A 16,357-nucleotide genomic window follows, 5' to 3' on the forward strand; every position below is an offset into this window, starting at 1 on the left:
GCGGCTACTGTACAGCGTTATCGTCGTCAACGCGCTGCTCAACGGTTCCCCGTTTCTGTAACCAGCGCGCGACGACCCAGCACAGCGAGGCCCATGCCGCTCCCGCCGTCCAGCCTGCCAGCACATCGGTGGGCCAATGGACGCCCAAATAGACGCGACTGATCCCCACCAGCACCGTAATCAATACAGCGACCAGCAACAAATAGGCTTTCAGGCGCCGCTTCGGCTGCATGCGGATCAGTAATGCAGCCAGAGTCAGATAGGTGACGGCCGCCATCATCGAATGGCCACTGGGAAAGCTGGCGGTATAGACGATCGAGCCGTGCGAGACCAGATCGGGCCGGGGGCGGTCGAAGCCCATCTTGAGCAGCGTACTCATCAACCATCCTCCGCTTACCGAGACCAGCATGAACAACGCCGCATGGTAATAGCGCGAGAGCAGCAGGTAGCCCAGCGTAAACGCCGAGATGATGACAAGCACGGCCACACCGCCCAAGGCAGTAAAATCGCGCCCCATTTCCTCGGCCCAGCCTGGGCCGATAGGATCCGACAGGTCCGTGGCAGTACGAAAGGCCAGCAACAGCCTTTCATCGAGATTCCTCGTCTCGCCTTCCATGACGGTATCGGCGAGTTCTACAAAACCCCAAACACCGCCCGAGACAATCAGAACGCAAAGCAGCGCCGGCAATTCATGCCGCCCCAACCACGTCAGAAAACCGAACGGTTGCTGTATAAATTTATCCCTAGCGTTACCCATGTGCTACTCCTTGCCATTCAGTGCAACCAGTGACCTGCAATCTCTTGCCTATCGCTGCTTTAGTTGCGTTTCCGTTGCCTTTTCTCGACCGTTTTAAGCCCAGCCCCCTGAGAATTCCTTTCAGTAGGCCAGAACTTGAAAGCGGACATGCTTCGATATGAGTTGTTGTAGCGTAACTCGTTGTAGGCTCCGCTTCTTCATCGCCTCGACCATTGGTGCGAAAACTTTAATAGTTTTTTCCTATACTTGTACATCATTACAATAATTGTACAAAAATCAAAAACAGCATATCTTGTACAAGATTTCTCATCGCCCTGGCAAAACGACACTATAACGACCACCATACGGGACGCACCATGAACTGGATATCTGCCCAGCGAATCAGCTTGAAAGCACGTCTCATGAGCGGCTTTCTGGCCATCATTGCGTTAATGGCACTCTTGATGGCCATCGGCATCGTCAAGGTCAACGCCATCGACTCCAGCCTAACGACGATCAACGACGTAAACAGTGTCAAGCAGCGCCATGCCATCGATTATCGAGGCAGCGTCCATGATCGAGCCATCGCTCTGCGCGACGTCACTTTGGTACGGGACGATGACGAGATCAATGCGATACTTGCCGACATCGATCAGCTCGCCGCCAATTATCGAGCGGCAGCGACAGAAATGCAGGCCATGTTTCGTGCCCGAGAAGATATTACCGCCGAAGAGCGTCAAGCCCTGGGCGAGATCGATAATATCGAAAGCCGCACCTTGCCTCTGATCGACGAGGTCATTGCACGACGTCAGGCCGGAGATTCCGAAGGCGCCCAGACACTCCTGCTGACCGAGGCCGCCCCTGCATTTACGCAATGGCTCAACGATATCAATGCATTCATCGATCTTCAGGAACGCATGAACGAGACCGAAACGGCAACGGCACGCGGTCTGGCCGGTAGCTTCGAGATATACATGCTCACGCTATGCGGGGCCGCCACCATCATCGGCCTGACCGTGGCCACCCTGCTGATCCGTTGGTTGCGCCGCGAGCTAGGAGCCGAGCCACACGAAGTAAAGACATTTGCTCAAGCGATTGGCCAGGGAAAGCTTGCCACCAAGGCACACCTTCGCCACGGTGATCAGCGCAGCATAATGGCTAGCCTCTCCGGCATGGCGCAACAGCTGCAAGCCACCGTATTGCAGGTGCGTGCTGCAGCCGACACTGTTGCCAGCAGCAGTGAACAGATTGCCGATGGCAACAATGAACTTGCTTCTCGTACGGAGCAGCAAGCCAGCGCACTGGCCGAAACGGCATCCTCCATGGAACAGCTCGGGGGAACGGTAAAGCAGAATGCGGACAATGCCCGACAGGTCAGTGATGAAACGGTCAATGCATCGCGAATCGCCGTTCAAGGCGGTGAAGCCGTGAGCCAGGTTGTTGAAACGATGAATGACTTAAACCAGCGCTCTGCCGAAATCGCCGAAATAATCTCGATGATCGACGAGATTGCCTTCCAGACGAATATCCTTGCACTCAATGCATCGGTAGAGGCAGCACGCGCCGGCGAACACGGCCGAGGCTTTGCGGTAGTCGCTAGCGAGGTCCGCCTGCTCGCGCAGCGCAGCGCCGATGCAGCCAGCCAGATCAATGGGCTTATTACCGGTAACCTGGAGCGTGTCACTCAAGGCACACTGTTGGCTACTGAAGCAGGACGAACCATGCAGGACGTGGTCCAAGCGATTCAGCGCGTGACACAGATCATGAGCGAAATCAGCAATGCGAGTGCCGAGCAGAGCGAAGGCGTTCAGCAAATCGGCGTCGCTGTGGTGCAAATGGACCGGGTAACACAACAGAACTCGGGATTGGTGGAAGAGAGCGTCGCCGTCGCCAACAATCTCCGCCTCGGTGCTCGAACACTATTGGAGACCATGGCAGTGTTCCATCTCGACAGGGCAGACTCAAGAGAATCGTCTAACGTACGTCAGGCGCAACCCTCGCCCTCTTCAAGGCTTGTACACAGCGCATCAGCTTCACAAGAACTCGAGTGGCAGACCTTCTGAACGGCGTCTCTCTTTGTCTTTATCGAAAGGGCGCGGTTGATTCCGCGCCCTTTCTACTATCTGGCGCGTCCTAAGGAAGAATGACCAACCGGTTGGGAAGCTCATTTCGCTCATGAGTCGCAGGCAGATGCGTCTTGAGGTGCTCCCCGCATGCTTCTATGCACGTCAGGAAACCCTGCAGTGTCTGGCCCTGCTTCACCTGCTGTGTAAAGTTCGTCACGATAGCCTCCCAGGCATCATCACCAAGCCGACTCGAGATTCCCCGATCGACCAGGATTTCCACGTAGCGCTCAGCCTCCGAGACGAAGATCAGCATCCCTGTTGAAGCCTCGGTGTGATGCAGGTTCTGCTCCAGGAACTGGCGACGGGCCAGGTTCGAGGCCCGCCAGTAGCGTACCGATTTGGGTATCAGATGAGTCGTAACCGCCGGAATCCTGAAAACCAGCCCCAGTACAATGAAGGTAGCCCACTGCACCAACAGCAGTTCGTGGGCCGTCAGCCATCCCGGAAAATAGTTGGCCGCGCCGGGCACAACCAGGGCAACGATGCCTGCCCACAATAGCGGAATATAGGAATAGTTATCTGCCTGCGGTGCAAGCACCGTGACCAGTTCGGCGTCGGTGTCGCGCTCGATACGGGTAATGGCCTCGGCGACCTGACGCTGTTCGTTTTCGCTCAGTAGTGCCATGTTGCGTACTCTTTCCCTGGTCTGGTTTTTCTGGATAGTACTACCATCCCCCGGATGCGCCTCCGCCTCCGAAGCCGCCCCCACCTCCGCCGAAGCCGCCGCCCCCGCCGAAGCCACCACCGCCACCGCCACCGCCACGGCCTAGCGCGGCGCCTAGAAGAGCACCGGTAAGAATACCGCCTCGACCGCGGCCACCACGGCCGCCCCCGCCACGCACCAGAGCCATGACGATGACAAACATGACGAAGAAGAGGACCGACATAGGCCCTTCACGAGGTTCGGGGGCGCTCTCCCTGGCCGCCGGACCCTGGCCTTCCAATGGCTCGCCACCCAGCACCTGGATTATCGCTTCCGTAGCTTGGGTGATGCCCTGCTCATAATCTCCCTGCCGAAAGGCAGGCGAAATGATGCGATTGATGATCAGCGAGGCTTGTGCATCGGTGAGGCGTCCTTCGAGGCCATAGCCGACCTCGATACGTATCGCCCGCTCATCCATCGCAACGATCAGCAGCGCCCCGTTATCCTCTCCTTCCTGGCCGATGCCCCACTGTCGACCTAGTTGATAGCCGTACTCTTCGATGGCTTGCCCTTGAAGGTCCGGCAGGGTGACGACCACGACCTGCTCAGTCGTGGCCTGCTCATGGGCTGCCAGCATCTGAGTCAAACGTGACTCGGTCTGGCTATCGAGGATTTCGGCCTGATCGACGACACGGCCAGTCAACTCGGGGAACTCGGGCGTTTGCTGTGCCTGTGCGCCTAACGCACATACCAGCAACAGCCAACACGGTATCAGGCGTAGACAACGAGTCATCTAGAACTCCACCTGAGGCGCCTGTTCGGCATTGTCTGCCGTCGCCTCGAAGTTTTCGCGCAGGGGCATATCACTGTAAAGCACGCTGTGCCAGATGCGCCCCGGGAAGGTGCGTATTTCGGTGTTATAGCGCTCGACGGCTTGAATGAAATCACGGCGGGCGACAGCGATCCGGTTCTCGGTCCCTTCAAGCTGCGATTGCAGGGTCAGGAAGTTTTCGTTCGAGCGAAGTTCAGGGTAACGCTCCGAGACCGCCATCAGGCGACTCAGCGCACCGGTCAGTTCACCCTGTGCCTCCTGGAAACGCCGAAGCTGCTCCGGATCGTCCAGGGAATCCGCATCGATCTGTATGGATGTGGCCCGAGACCGCGCCTCCATCACTTCCGTCAATGTTTCCCGCTCTTGCTCGGCATAACCACGAACCGTCTCGACCAGATTGGGGACCAGATCGGCTCGACGCTGGTATTGGTTTTCCACCTGCGCCCATGCAGATTTTACCTGCTCGTCGTAGCTTGGGATGTTATTGATGCCGCATCCCGTCAACATCGTTATCAGCAGGATCAGGACGACCAGCCGCCAAGCCTGGACTTGTGATAGTAGTGCACGTTCGATCCGCATGATTCGTTTCGTCCTTGTCAGAGAATCATCAGCCATCACAGTACATGTCCACTCTCGGAAGGAAAAGCGCTGCGAGTACGAAGCCAGGTGATGCGAGCCTGACTTACGGCTAGGCTTGACTTAGTGCTGGCCCATTTCCATACAACTTTGAAAGGACTCGTCATGGAAGATGACTCCCCTCTCGACTGCCTGATCATCGGCGCAGGCCCGGCCGGTCTGACTGCCGGAATCAACCTGAGCCGTTTCTTCAGGAATATTCGCATCATCGATGCCGGCTACAGCCGCGCTTCGCTGATTCCCTGTACGCATAACTACCCTGGCTTTCCTGAGGGCATCAACGGTAATGCCCTACTGGAACAGCTCAGGAAACAACTTCGGATCAATGGCGGCCAAGTCCATCAGGGAGAGGTTCTTAGCCTGCAACGTGCCGATAACGGCGATTTCCTGGCACATACCCCCACCGATGTCATTCGGGCCCGAACGGTGCTGCTCGCCACCGGCGTAGTTGATGTCGAGCCGGAACTGGAAGGCTTTCAGGCGGTCAAAGAAAAGGCCCTTATCCGCTACTGTCCGATCTGCGATGGTTTCGAATTCACCAACGAGCGGATCGGTGTCATTGCTCGGGACGAACATGGCGTGCATGAGTCGGTATTCATCAAGCATTTCAGTGCCGATCTGACCATGGTCGATATCGATGATGGCGCCTTTCTCGATCAGCGCCTGACCGATCGTCTTTCCCAAGAGAACATCGGCCTCGTCCAGGGATGCGTGGATCGCATCTTCGCTGACGATCGCGATTTCGTGCACGTACGGATGCAGGATGGCACTGAGCATGTGTTCGACGTGCTTTATTGTGCGTTGGGCACCCGGGTGCGTAGTGCTCTCAGCCGGGAACTTGGCGCACGCCGCAATGCCGATGACTATTTGATCATCGATGAGCATATGCAGACAGGGATCGAAGGTCTTTATGCTGCGGGTGACATGACCAATCGACTAAGCCAGATCACGGTTGCCACCGGTCAAGCCGCCATTGCAGCGACCGCCATTCACAACCGGCTGCAGCAGCGATAGCTGAAAACCGGGCGCGATTACGTCGCGCCCGGTTCATGCCGCTAGTCAGTTTCAGTCTCCCGCTTAGCTCAAAAGCGGATTGACTCAAAGCCTGACCGGTTCAAAAGAAGCCCAATGGGTTGGTGTCATAGCTCACCAATAGATTCTTGGTTTGCTGGTAATGCTCCAACGCCATCTTGTGTGTCTCCCGCCCGACACCGGATTTCTTGTAGCCGCCAAACGCTGCATGCGCCGGGTACTGGTGATAACAATTGGTCCATACACGGCCGGCCTGGATACCCCTTCCCATGCGGAAGGCCAGATTGATGTCGCGGGTCCATACGCCAGCGCCCAGACCGAACTCCGTATCGTTGGCAATCGCCAGTGCTTCCGCCTCGTCCTTGAAGGTGGTCACGGCGACGACCGGCCCGAAGATCTCTTCCTGGAAGACGCGCATCTGATTGTTGCCCTTGAGCAGCGTCGGCTGGATGTAGAAGCCCTTGTCATACGCGGGGTCGAAGCTTTCCTTGCCGCCACCGGTCAGGAACTCGGCACCTTCTTCGCGCGCCACGTCCATATAGGACATGATCTTGTCGAACTGCTCTTGAGACGCTTGGGCGCCGACCTGAACGTCGGTATCCAGTGGATTGCCGCGCTTGATCAGCTTGGTGCGCTCGAGCACGCGGGACATGAACGCGTCATACATGCTCTCCTGGATCAGCGCACGTGATGGGCAGGTACATACCTCGCCCTGATTGAAGAACGCCAGCACCATGCCTTCCGCTGCCTTGTCGATGAACTCCGGCTCGGCGTCGAGGATATCGGCGAAGTAGATGTTTGGCGACTTGCCGCCCAGCTCCACGGTCGACGGAATGATGTTTTCAGCCGCACACTTGAGAATGTGCGACCCCACTGGCGTGGAACCGGTGAAAGCGATCTTGGCGATTCGCTTGCTGGTGGCCAGCGCCTGCCCGGCCTCGGCGCCATAGCCATTGACGATATTGAGCACGCCTGGCGGCAACAGGTCGCCGATCAGTTCGACCACCTTGAGGATCGACACCGGGGTCTGTTCGGCGGGCTTGAGCACTACGCAGTTGCCAGCGGCCAGTGCCGGGCCAAGTTTCCAGCATGCCATCAGGATCGGAAAGTTCCAGGGAATGATCTGGCCCACGACGCCGAGCGGCTCATGGAAATGGTAGGCGACCGTGTTGGCGTCGATATCGGCAGCGGTCCCCTCCTGAGCGCGAATACATCCTGCGAAATAGCGGAAGTGATCGACGGCAAGCGGCAAGTCGGCGTTCAACGTTTCACGTACCGCCTTGCCGTTATCCCAGGTCTCGGCAACGGCAAGCATCTCCAGGTTCTGTTCGAGGCGATCGGCGATCTTGAGCAGAATATTGCTGCGCTCTTGTGCTGACGTCTTGCCCCAGGCCGGTGCTGCCTTGTGCGCCGCATCCAGCGCCAGGTCGATGTCCTCGGCCGTCGAACGGGGAATCTCGCAGATCACCTCGCCGTTGACCGGACTGATATTCTCGAAATACTGCCCTTTGACCGGCGCGACGAACTCACCGCCGATGTAATTGCCGTAGCGCTTCTCGAAGCTGACGACGGCGTCGGCACTGCCGGGGTTGGCGTAGATCATGGCGAACACTCCTGCTTGTTGTTTTCCGCTGGATACGCGACAGCGGTGACCGAGGCTGCACCTCGGTCACCGTCTCCTTACAAACCTATTTAAATCTAGCCACTCTGCTGTGCATGTGGAAACGGGGCGGGAAACTTCTTTGGTCGTAGAGAGTAAAAGCGCTCGCCAACCGAGATGAACCGGATGCCAAGGTCACCTTGCAGTCTTGGGGTGGGCAAGGAAAAAGCGCAGCATTTCCTTGGAAGCATTCGGCCCTTTAGGATCGGTGTAGGAACCCCGTGCATCCCCTCCCGCCCAGGCGTGCCCGGCCCCGTGGATCTGCCATTGTTCCAGAATAGGCTGACCACTCGCATCATGGCGTGTTGTGCAAGTGTAGGCATGCCCGTCGGGCACTCGACCGCGTGCCACACGCTCTGCCAGCTTCTCCTCCGTGCCCTCCCCCGTGATGGCAGACGGAGCGCACTGCGCAGCCACCCGGTCGCCATTGCATGGATTTACCGTGGTGTCGCGGTCCCCATGAAAGACTATCGCGGGAATGCCGGCCGGCGTTGCCGGGCTACCGTATGCTCCGCCTTTTCTGTGGCCAGCCAAGGGGCCAGTGCCGCCCTGCATGGCCGCTAGGGCGGAGGGCAGATCATGGGCAGCCGCGTGCGGTAGCCCCGAATGTACACCCGCTGCCGCATACAGATCCGGGTAAGTCATTGCCAATGTCACTGCCATCGCACCACCGGCCGACAGGCCCGCCACATAGACCCGCTGCTCATCCAGACGATACTCGTCGAGAACCTGGCGGGTCATGCCGGCGATAATGGCCGGCTCACCACGCTCGCGCTGCTGGTCCGTAGACTTGAACCAGTTCCAGCACTTGGAGCTGTTGGCAGTCGTCGGTTGGGCGGGATAAAGCACATAACACGGCTGCTGTTCGGCGAGCTGGTTCATACCGGTGCCGACGGCGAAGTCATCGGGGTTCTGGGTGCAACCGTGCAGCATGACGACAAGCGGCAGTGATCGATCGTGGTCCCCGCTGGGAATATACAACTTGTAGTCACGCGTGCCGGCATGATTGGAAAACGTCCCGGCAATGAACTCCCCGGGCCCATGATCGCTCAGCTGCGTCCCCCCCGCCATTGGCTGGGACCAGCCCTCGGCGCCACGCAGGCGGCGCAGGGTCTCCTGCCACGAAGGCTGGAACTCCGCGCCCTGCCATCCGGCAGCAAAGGGCCGCTGTAGCGTCGAGTCTGATGAACGCTCAGCCTGGGTATAATCGATAACTTCCTCGTCAACCACGTGGCAACTTCCTTCATACGTCGTGCCACGGGCCGAGTTTGTGACAGGCTCGTTCCGCTCTTTCCGGTCAGCCTGGCCCGGCATGCCGCCCAGCGCGCGCTGTATCATCGCGGTCGCTTCATGCAACTGCCCCGCCTGGGTCAGGCGTGTGGCCTCTTGGAGTCCTTCCAATACCGTCCTGTTCATCGTTGCAGTTTCCTTGGCGCCGCAGCGCCATTAGTGAATCCGGTCCGCCAGGGCGGCCTTGACCGCCGCACTGGCGTGAAAGGCCCCCAGCACGACGACCGAATCGATGGTGGCAAGGGCGAGCTCGGGAGAAACGTCATCGGCGATGCTTGCCAGCCCCAGAACCTGGATCTGAAGTACTTCCCCCGCCGCCTGGACCGCCTCCAGGTCGGTGCGACTGTAGTGCTGTAGGCCCAGCACGAAGGTCTTGCGAGCCGCTGTCTCTCTCACCACCTCCGCATGGGTCGATAGCTGGTTGCGAATCGCCATACGAATCAGATCGGTGCGATTGGAGTAGAACCCTTCCTGCACCAGCAGATCGATTTGTCCCAGATCGACCACTCCCAGATTGATGGTGATCTTCTCGGTGGTATCGCCGGCCTTGCGTCGCAGCTCATGCACACTCATCAGTATGTCCTCTAGCAACCTTGTAGAATCCGCATGGATTCCATATGCCATCCATATAGATGGTATATAGCCTATGTCGAGACATGGCAAGCGCTGATTCGCCGATTGGCTGCAGGCACACAAAAACACCGGCGCTCCTTGCGGAGCGCCGGTGTTTTATCGATCGTCGGGGGAGAAAACCGTGCGGAGAGGAAAATCACACGCAGAGGAACTTAGCCCAAATGGGCTGGCACTCTTACTGATGAAGACAGTCCGTCGGCTATGCTCTGCGCTGGTGCATGGTTCGGCGAGGGCGACCCACCGGCGCACTCAGCCAGGGCGACAACAGACGCATCGACATCGGAATGAACAGGAACACCATGATCGGCGTCAGCATCAATGTACTGGCCAGTACACGGGGCACCAGGGGCAAGCCGGAAAGCGCATCACCGAATAGCCATTGGAAGCCCAGCGATACAGGGAAGAATGCCAGCCAGATCGCAACCGCTTGTTTCCAACGCGGCGGCGTACGCCCCTGGCCATCGTGGAACCAACTTCCCAGCCCAGTGGCGCGATGCTCATGCGGCGCCTCGAACAGACCATGGCCACGCTCCAGCCAAGCGCGACGCGAGGCGGAATGCTCCCAGGCGGCAAGCGCTGTTTCATCGGCAAAGCGAAAGACGATCTGGTACTCGTCGTCACCGCCCGGCGGTGGCGCCAGCACGCCGGAACCCAGGTAGCCGCCGAAATCGGCAGCCAGTTCGCGGCCTTCGTCGAGCCAGGTCATGAAATCGCGATAGCGCCCGCGGGCCACGCGGCGCGCCACCATCAGGGTGACGGGTTGGGTAGACATTGTGTATCTCCTTGTTCGCTTCGACTACCCGGGTAGGGCCTGCCGAAAGGACACGGGCCCGGGTAAGGGCCCCTGCCATGAAGGATGCAAAAACTACTCCAACTCCGCCGGCAATGCCAGCCTGCGTCATTCACGAACCGACAAAGAAAAACGCCACCGGCAAGGCCGGTGGCGTTGAAGGCAGGTGCCAGGATCGATCACGCCTGACTGGTAGCGCCCACGGTCACTTCTTCGCCATGCCGTTTGAGGGCAGCATAGCCCAGTCCGGTAATCAGCGAGCCGACGACGATCGCCAGCAAGTAAAGCAGCGCCGGCGTGATGGCATTGGGGATCAACAGCACGAAGATGCCGCCATGCGGGGCCATCAGCTTGGCGCCGAACAGCATCGACAATGCCCCGGTCACCGCCCCGCCGACCATGCTCGCGGGAATTACGCGCAGCGGGTCCTTGGCCGCGAACGGGATCGCACCTTCGCTGATGAAACACAGGCCCAACACGAACGAGGCCTTGCCCGCCTCACGCTCCGGCGCGGAGAATTTCTTGCGCGCCACGAAGCTGGCGATGCCCATGCCCAATGCCGGCACCATGCCGGCGGCCATGATTGCCGCCATGGGCGCGTAGGTTTCGGAGGCCAGCAGGCCGACACCGAAGGTATAAGCGGCCTTGTTGACCGGCCCGCCGAGGTCGAAGCACATCATGGCGCCCAGCAGGATGCCGAGCAGTACGGCATTGGTCGAGCCCATGTTCTCGAGGAAGGTCGTCAGGGCTGCGAGGATGCCGGCCACCGGCTCGCCGACGACGTAGATCATCACCAGCCCGGTGACCAGGCTGGCGATCAGCGGAATGATCAGGATCGGCTTGAGCGACTCGACGCTCGCCGGCAGCTTGAAATACTTGGTCACCGCCCAGGCGGTATAGCCGGCCAGGAAGCCGGCGAGAATGCCGCCGATGAAGCCCGAACCGATGTCCGCAGCCAGCCAGCCGCCGATCATGCCCGGTGCAATACCCGGCCGGTCGGCGATGGAATAGGCGATGTAGCCGGCGAGTACCGGGATCATCAGCTTGAAGGCACTGCCTCCGCCGATCTGCATCAGCGCGGCGGCCAGCGTCCCCTCTTCCTGGAACGCCTCGATGCCGAACACGAACGATAGTGCGATCAGCAAGCCGCCGGCGACGACCATCGGCAGCATGAACGACACGCCGGTGAGCAGATGCTTGTAGACGCCCTTCTCCTTGGCGCTCTTCTTGCGTTCGCCCCCGCCGGACGCCGCGGCCCCCTGGCTTTCGACGTCTGCCTCGGCGAGCGCCGTCTCGATAGTCGGCTTGGGCTTCTTCAGCGCATTGCCGGTAGAGGTGCGCCAGATGCGCTTGCCCGCGAAGCGCGTCGGGTCGACTTCGATGTCGCAGGCCAGGATGACCACGTCGGCGTCATGGATTTCCTCATCGGTCAGCTCGTTCTGAGCACCGACGGAACCTTGCGTCTCGACCCGGATCTGGTGGCCCAGCGAGCGGCCCGCCTCAGCAAGCGCCTCGGCCGCCATGAAGGTATGCGCCACCCCGGTGGGACATGCCGTAACGGCGACGATTTTCTTCGCCTGAGAGGGGGATGCAGCTACTTCGGCCCCACCTTGGATAGCTTCACTTCCCGGCGCGAACTCGGCCGCCTCTCGGTTGGCTCGGTCGAGAAAGCCGGCCGGATCCGGAAGTGCCTGAGCGATCGAGGCCTGGAACAGGCGCTTGCCGGTAAAGCGCTGCGGCTCGGGTACGCGATCGGCGGCAACGACGATCAGTTCGGCAGCATCGATGTCAGCCTGGCTGACCGGCCTGGGCGGTTCGAGCTCGCCATGCATTTCCACGCTGGGCTGCCAGCCACGGCGACGGGCGGCCTGTTCGAGACGGCGGGCGGCGAGAAAGGTCGTGGCCATGCCACTCGGGCAGGCGGTAATCAGGATCACGTTCATGGGTGCTCCCCTGCGGTGTCATCGAGTCGACGCACACGCGTGCGTTGTTGGAGATCATCGAAGTCGGCAGCGGTGGGGTCCCCCACACCGACGTGGCGCACGGATTCGGCAGACAGCGCCGTGGCCAGCTGCAAGGCGCGTTCGGGTGCGAGGCCTTCCAGCACACCGTGCAACATACCGGCAACCAGCGTATCGCCGGCACCGACGGTACTCGTCACCGTCATCTCAGGAGGTACGGCCAGCCAGGCTCCACGGCGACTGATCCACAGCACTCCCTCGCCACCGGCGGAAATCACTGCCTCGTCGATGCCTGCGGCATGCAAGCGCCGCGCGGCACGCAACCGGGCCGGTTCGCTGTCCAGCGGCTCGCCCGCCCATTCGGCGAGTTCCTGCTCGTTGGGCTTGACGGCCGTGGGCCGGGCCGCGATGGCGCGTTGCAATGCCGAGCCGCTGGTATCGACCCACACCGGCAAGCCATGACACTGCAGACGCTCGATCAATAAGGCCAGATCGTCTGCAGTGACGCCCGGCGGCAAACTGCCGGCAATGACGACAGCATCCGGGCGATGGTCGGCGTCGTTGGCGCGAGCCTCGAGGCTATCGAGCAGTTGTTGCATCTCCTCCGCCCCCACCTGCAGTCCCGGCCCGTTGATGTCGGTGACACGGCCGTCGTGCTCGGCGACCTTGGCATTGATACGGGTTTCTCCGGGTACACGCAGGAAGGCATCGGCTACCCCCAGGTCGGCGAAGGCATGCACGAACGGGCCATCGTTGGCTGCACCGAGAAAACCCGACACCGCCACGTCGTGGCCCAGTGCAACCAGCACACGCGCCACGTTGACGCCCTTACCTGCTGCATCCAGGCGCGTCGACTCGGTACGATTGACTGATCCCAAGCTCAACCGAGGCAGGCGGATCGCCAGATCCAGTGCCGGGTTGAGACTGATCGTCAGGATACGGGCCATTACAGCGCCTCCAAGACTTCGCGTACGGCTTCCGCCGTGGCCTGGCCCAGCGCCAGCTCGGCCTGTTGGCGCGCCTCGGCCAGATCGATCTCACGCAGGCGCGCCTTGACCATGGGCACCTGACGCAGCGACACCGACAATTCGTCGACGCCCAGCCCGACCAGCACCGGCACTGCCTGCGTGTCGCTGGCCAGTTCGCCGCACACCCCGACCCACTTGCCCTTGGCGTGGGCGGCATCGACAGTCATCTGAATCAGGCGCAGCACGGCGGGGTGCAGACCGTCGGACTGCGCGGAAAGCTCAGGGTGGCCGCGGTCGATGGCCAGGGTGTATTGCGTCAGGTCGTTGGTGCCGATGGAGAAGAAGTCGACTTCCTCGGCCAGGCTGGGCGCCAGCAGCGCACAGGATGGCACTTCGATCATCACGCCGAGTTGGACGTCAGGTGCCTGGATTTCCTGCTGCAGGCGATCGACGATGCGCTTGGCGGCACGGAATTCGCCGATGTCCTTGACCATCGGCAACATGATACGCAGCGGCTTGTCGCCGGCGGCGGTCAGCAGCGCACGCAACTGGGTCTCGAGGATTTCGGGGCGGGTCAGCGCCAGGCGGATGCCGCGCAGACCGAGAAACGGGTTGTCCTCCTGGGGAAGCGGCCAGTACGGCAGCGGTTTGTCGCCGCCGACGTCCAGGGTGCGTGCGACCAATGGCCGGCCGTCGAGTGCGTCGATAGCCTCGCGATATTCGGCGATCTGAGTGTCCAGATCCGGCGCATCGGCATGCGCCATGAACACGAACTCGGTGCGCAGCAGGCCGACCCCCTCGGCGCCGTACTCCACGGCATCGGCGGCATGCGCGGTGTTGCCCAGGTTGGCGGCGACCTCGACGCGGTGTCCATCGCGCGTTCGCCCTTCGTCGAAGCGGGCGGCATAGGCCGCCTTCTGGCGTGCTTCGTGCTCCTTGAGACGCAATTCGGCACGATCCAGGCGTTCGCGGGACGGCGCGGGAATCACCCGGCCACGCTCGCCATCGAGAATCAGCTCACTGCCGTTGTCCAGCGTCATGACGCGCTCGCCGGCACCGACCACCGCCGGAATGCCCAGTGCGCGGGCCAGGATGGCACTGTGCGATGTCGCCCCGCCACGCGCAGTGAGCAAGCCACGCACCTTGGCGGTGTCCAGACGCGCCACATCGGACGGGCCGATATCGTCCATCACCAGAATATAGGGCGTATCGGGCGGTGTCGGCAGTTCCACGCCGCACAGGATGCCCAGCACGCGCCGTCCCACGTCGCGCAGATCGGCGGCACGTTCGGCCAGCAGGCGATCGGCGAGGGTTTCCTGAGCACGGGCGGCGGTATCCACGCTGCGCCACCACGCCGCTTCGGCGGACAGGCCTTCGTCGATGCCCTCATGCGCGGATTCACGAAGCTCGGGGTCGTCCAGCATCTCTTCATGCATGGAGAGGATTTCCGCCACTTCGCCGCCCTGGGCGCGCCGGATCAGCGCCTCGAGCTGCTCGGCGGCCGACTGCAGGGCCCGCTCGAGGCGCGCCTTCTGCCGCGAGGCATCGCCACCGCGCGGCTCATCGAGGTCGCGGGCCCGTTCGGGATACTCGAAGCGCGGCGTGCGCATGACGAAGACCGTGCCGATGGCCAACCCCGGCGCCGCCGGCACGGCGGGATGCGAAGTGTCGGCAGCGAGCGGCTCGAGCTCGATCGGCGCAGGGCGGTACTCCTCGATATCGCTGCGCTCGTCCAGCGGCGTGACTTTCTCGCCCAGCCCGCCGCGTACGGCCTCGACCATCGCCTGCAGGGCCTCGGCGGCACCGTCGCCCTCGGCGGAAAACACCAGTGTCTGCCCGCGCCGTGCGCCAAGGCCGATGACCTTGGTCAGGCTCGCGGCGGATACCGTCTCGGCACCGCCTTCGAGTAGACGCACCTTGATCGGCATGCCCTGGTTGCGCGCCACCTGGACCAGTTGCTTGGCCGGGCGGGCATGCAGGCCATGAGCATTGAGTACGCGGGCACGTGCCGTCTCGGCACTGGCGCTCTCCCCGGCCAGGCGCGCCAGCACGGTGGCGGCATCGGCATCGGCCAATGCTTGGCCATCACCGCTATCGAGCAGATCGGCGATACGCTCGAGCAGCCCTAAGTGGGACTCGCCTTGTGCGGCCAGGCAGAACACCCCATTCACAGGCCCTTTGGGACCGACGAAGGCCGCCTCGGGCGTGGCCAGCGACAGTGCCGGCGTCGTCACGCCCTGCGTACTGCTGGCCAGCCACAGCCCTTGGCCCAGCGCAACAGGCTCCTGCTCAACGATGGCAGCAACGAACTCGGCGTTGACACAACCGGCTTGGCGCAGACGCGCGGCACCGGCCAGGGCCAGCTCGAAGCGATCCTTGGCGGGGAAGTTGAGGCACAGGGTATCGATGTCGACCTTGGCGATGACCGGGGCCTTGGACAACTCGGCGATGACGTCGGCACGCGTTGCGGCCCTGGCAAGACGCTCCGCCACGCCCTCGCGATCGAGGACGTGGGTCAGGGCACGCAGGATATCCAGATGCTCATCGCTCTGGGCGGCGATAGTGACCAGTACGTGGACACGGTTGCCGTCGTGCCACTCCACGCCGTCGGGAAATTGCAGCACGCGTACGCCGGTCTCGAGTACCTGGTCACGGCTGGCCGGCGTGCCATGCGGAATGGCAATGGCATTGCCCAGGTAAGTCGAGGACTGCGCCTCTCGGTCGTGCAGGCCCTGACGGTAGTCCGGAGTGGCGCGACCGGCCTCGGCCAGCGATGCTGCGGCCTGGTCCAGGGCATCCCGCCAGTCGGATGCATGGCAGTCGAGCAGGACGTCGTCCTGATGAAGCGTGAGCATGGAGCCTCCTTTCAGCCTTCCCACAGCGATTGAAACGGGACGCTGAATCGTGTCACCTTTAATTCCTCGCAATGCTGAAACGAGACAGGCAATTAATCAAGCGCCAGCGACTACGACCTTAGCAGGGGATACCGCTTCCGACCGCTCCCCTAGAATTGGCCCGACTCATCCAGACCTGTCTACCGTCACAAGGAA

General features: G+C 61.4%; 13 protein-coding genes. 2 read left to right on the top strand and 11 right to left on the bottom strand.

Going from position 1 to position 16,357, the window contains the following annotated elements; translation table 11 throughout:
• Positions 1-4 precede the first annotated feature (4 nt).
• Positions 5-757, bottom strand: a complete 753-nt coding sequence (locus tag MHM84_RS10615; protein WP_239265838.1) for a phosphatase PAP2 family protein — start codon at positions 755-757, stop codon at positions 5-7.
• Between the two features lie 356 nt (positions 758-1,113).
• On the opposite strand from MHM84_RS10615, the gene MHM84_RS10620 reads away from it, so the two are divergent.
• Positions 1,114-2,799: a methyl-accepting chemotaxis protein gene (locus tag MHM84_RS10620; protein WP_239265840.1), complete on the top strand. Its 1,686-nt coding sequence runs from the start codon at positions 1,114-1,116 to the stop codon at positions 2,797-2,799.
• 70 nt (positions 2,800-2,869) lie between these two features.
• On the opposite strand, the gene MHM84_RS10625 is transcribed toward MHM84_RS10620, so the two are convergent.
• The 3 genes from MHM84_RS10625 to MHM84_RS10635 are packed head-to-tail and all read right to left on the bottom strand — an operon-like array spanning position 2,870 to position 4,916.
• Positions 2,870-3,487, bottom strand: coding sequence for a TPM domain-containing protein (locus tag MHM84_RS10625; protein ID WP_239265842.1), 618 nt, complete (start codon positions 3,485-3,487; stop codon positions 2,870-2,872).
• A 40-nt stretch (positions 3,488-3,527) separates the two neighbouring features.
• The gene (locus tag MHM84_RS10630; RefSeq protein ID WP_239265844.1) at positions 3,528-4,298 is read right to left on the bottom strand and encodes a YgcG family protein; all 771 of its coding nucleotides are present in this window, start codon (positions 4,296-4,298) and stop codon (positions 3,528-3,530) included.
• The gene (locus MHM84_RS10635) at positions 4,299-4,916 is read right to left on the bottom strand and encodes a LemA family protein (protein WP_239265846.1); all 618 of its coding nucleotides are present in this window, start codon (positions 4,914-4,916) and stop codon (positions 4,299-4,301) included.
• Positions 4,917-5,078: 162 nt separating this feature from the next.
• Here MHM84_RS10635 and MHM84_RS10640 point away from each other — a divergent pair, with 162 nt between their 5' ends.
• Positions 5,079-5,987 (top strand): NAD(P)/FAD-dependent oxidoreductase, encoded by a 909-nt coding sequence (locus tag MHM84_RS10640; protein WP_239265848.1) that lies wholly within the window; start codon positions 5,079-5,081, stop codon positions 5,985-5,987.
• A gap of 100 nt (positions 5,988-6,087) precedes the next feature.
• On the opposite strand, the gene MHM84_RS10645 is transcribed toward MHM84_RS10640, so the two are convergent.
• The 7 genes from MHM84_RS10645 to ptsP all read right to left on the bottom strand — a co-directional run bounded on the left by MHM84_RS10645 (position 6,088) and on the right by ptsP (position 16,162).
• Positions 6,088-7,608: an aldehyde dehydrogenase family protein gene (locus tag MHM84_RS10645; RefSeq protein WP_239265850.1), complete on the bottom strand. Its 1,521-nt coding sequence runs from the start codon at positions 7,606-7,608 to the stop codon at positions 6,088-6,090.
• 192 nt (positions 7,609-7,800) lie between these two features.
• Positions 7,801-9,081, bottom strand: coding sequence for a PHB depolymerase family esterase (locus MHM84_RS10650; RefSeq protein WP_239265852.1), 1,281 nt, complete (start codon positions 9,079-9,081; stop codon positions 7,801-7,803).
• Between the two features lie 30 nt (positions 9,082-9,111).
• The gene (locus MHM84_RS10655) at positions 9,112-9,528 is read right to left on the bottom strand and encodes a CopG family transcriptional regulator (RefSeq protein ID WP_239265854.1); all 417 of its coding nucleotides are present in this window, start codon (positions 9,526-9,528) and stop codon (positions 9,112-9,114) included.
• 259 nt (positions 9,529-9,787) lie between these two features.
• Complete coding sequence (locus tag MHM84_RS10660; protein ID WP_239265857.1) at positions 9,788-10,360, bottom strand: antibiotic biosynthesis monooxygenase; 573 nt, start codon at positions 10,358-10,360, stop codon at positions 9,788-9,790.
• Between the two features lie 197 nt (positions 10,361-10,557).
• Complete coding sequence (locus MHM84_RS10665) at positions 10,558-12,321, bottom strand: PTS fructose-like transporter subunit IIB (RefSeq protein WP_239265860.1); 1,764 nt, start codon at positions 12,319-12,321, stop codon at positions 10,558-10,560.
• Complete coding sequence (gene pfkB, locus MHM84_RS10670; RefSeq protein ID WP_239265863.1) at positions 12,318-13,286, bottom strand: 1-phosphofructokinase; 969 nt, start codon at positions 13,284-13,286, stop codon at positions 12,318-12,320. Before pfkB ends, MHM84_RS10665 begins: the two co-directional genes overlap by 4 nt.
• A complete protein-coding gene (gene ptsP, locus MHM84_RS10675) occupies positions 13,286-16,162 on the bottom strand; it encodes a phosphoenolpyruvate--protein phosphotransferase (protein ID WP_239265865.1) in 2,877 nt (958 codons plus the stop codon). The genes pfkB and ptsP overlap by 1 nt, the downstream gene beginning before the upstream one ends.
• Positions 16,163-16,357 lie beyond the last annotated feature (195 nt).

The organism is Halomonas sp. McH1-25, assembly GCF_022348165.1.
In the GTDB taxonomy this organism is placed as follows: Bacteria; Pseudomonadota; Gammaproteobacteria; order Pseudomonadales; family Halomonadaceae; genus Modicisalibacter.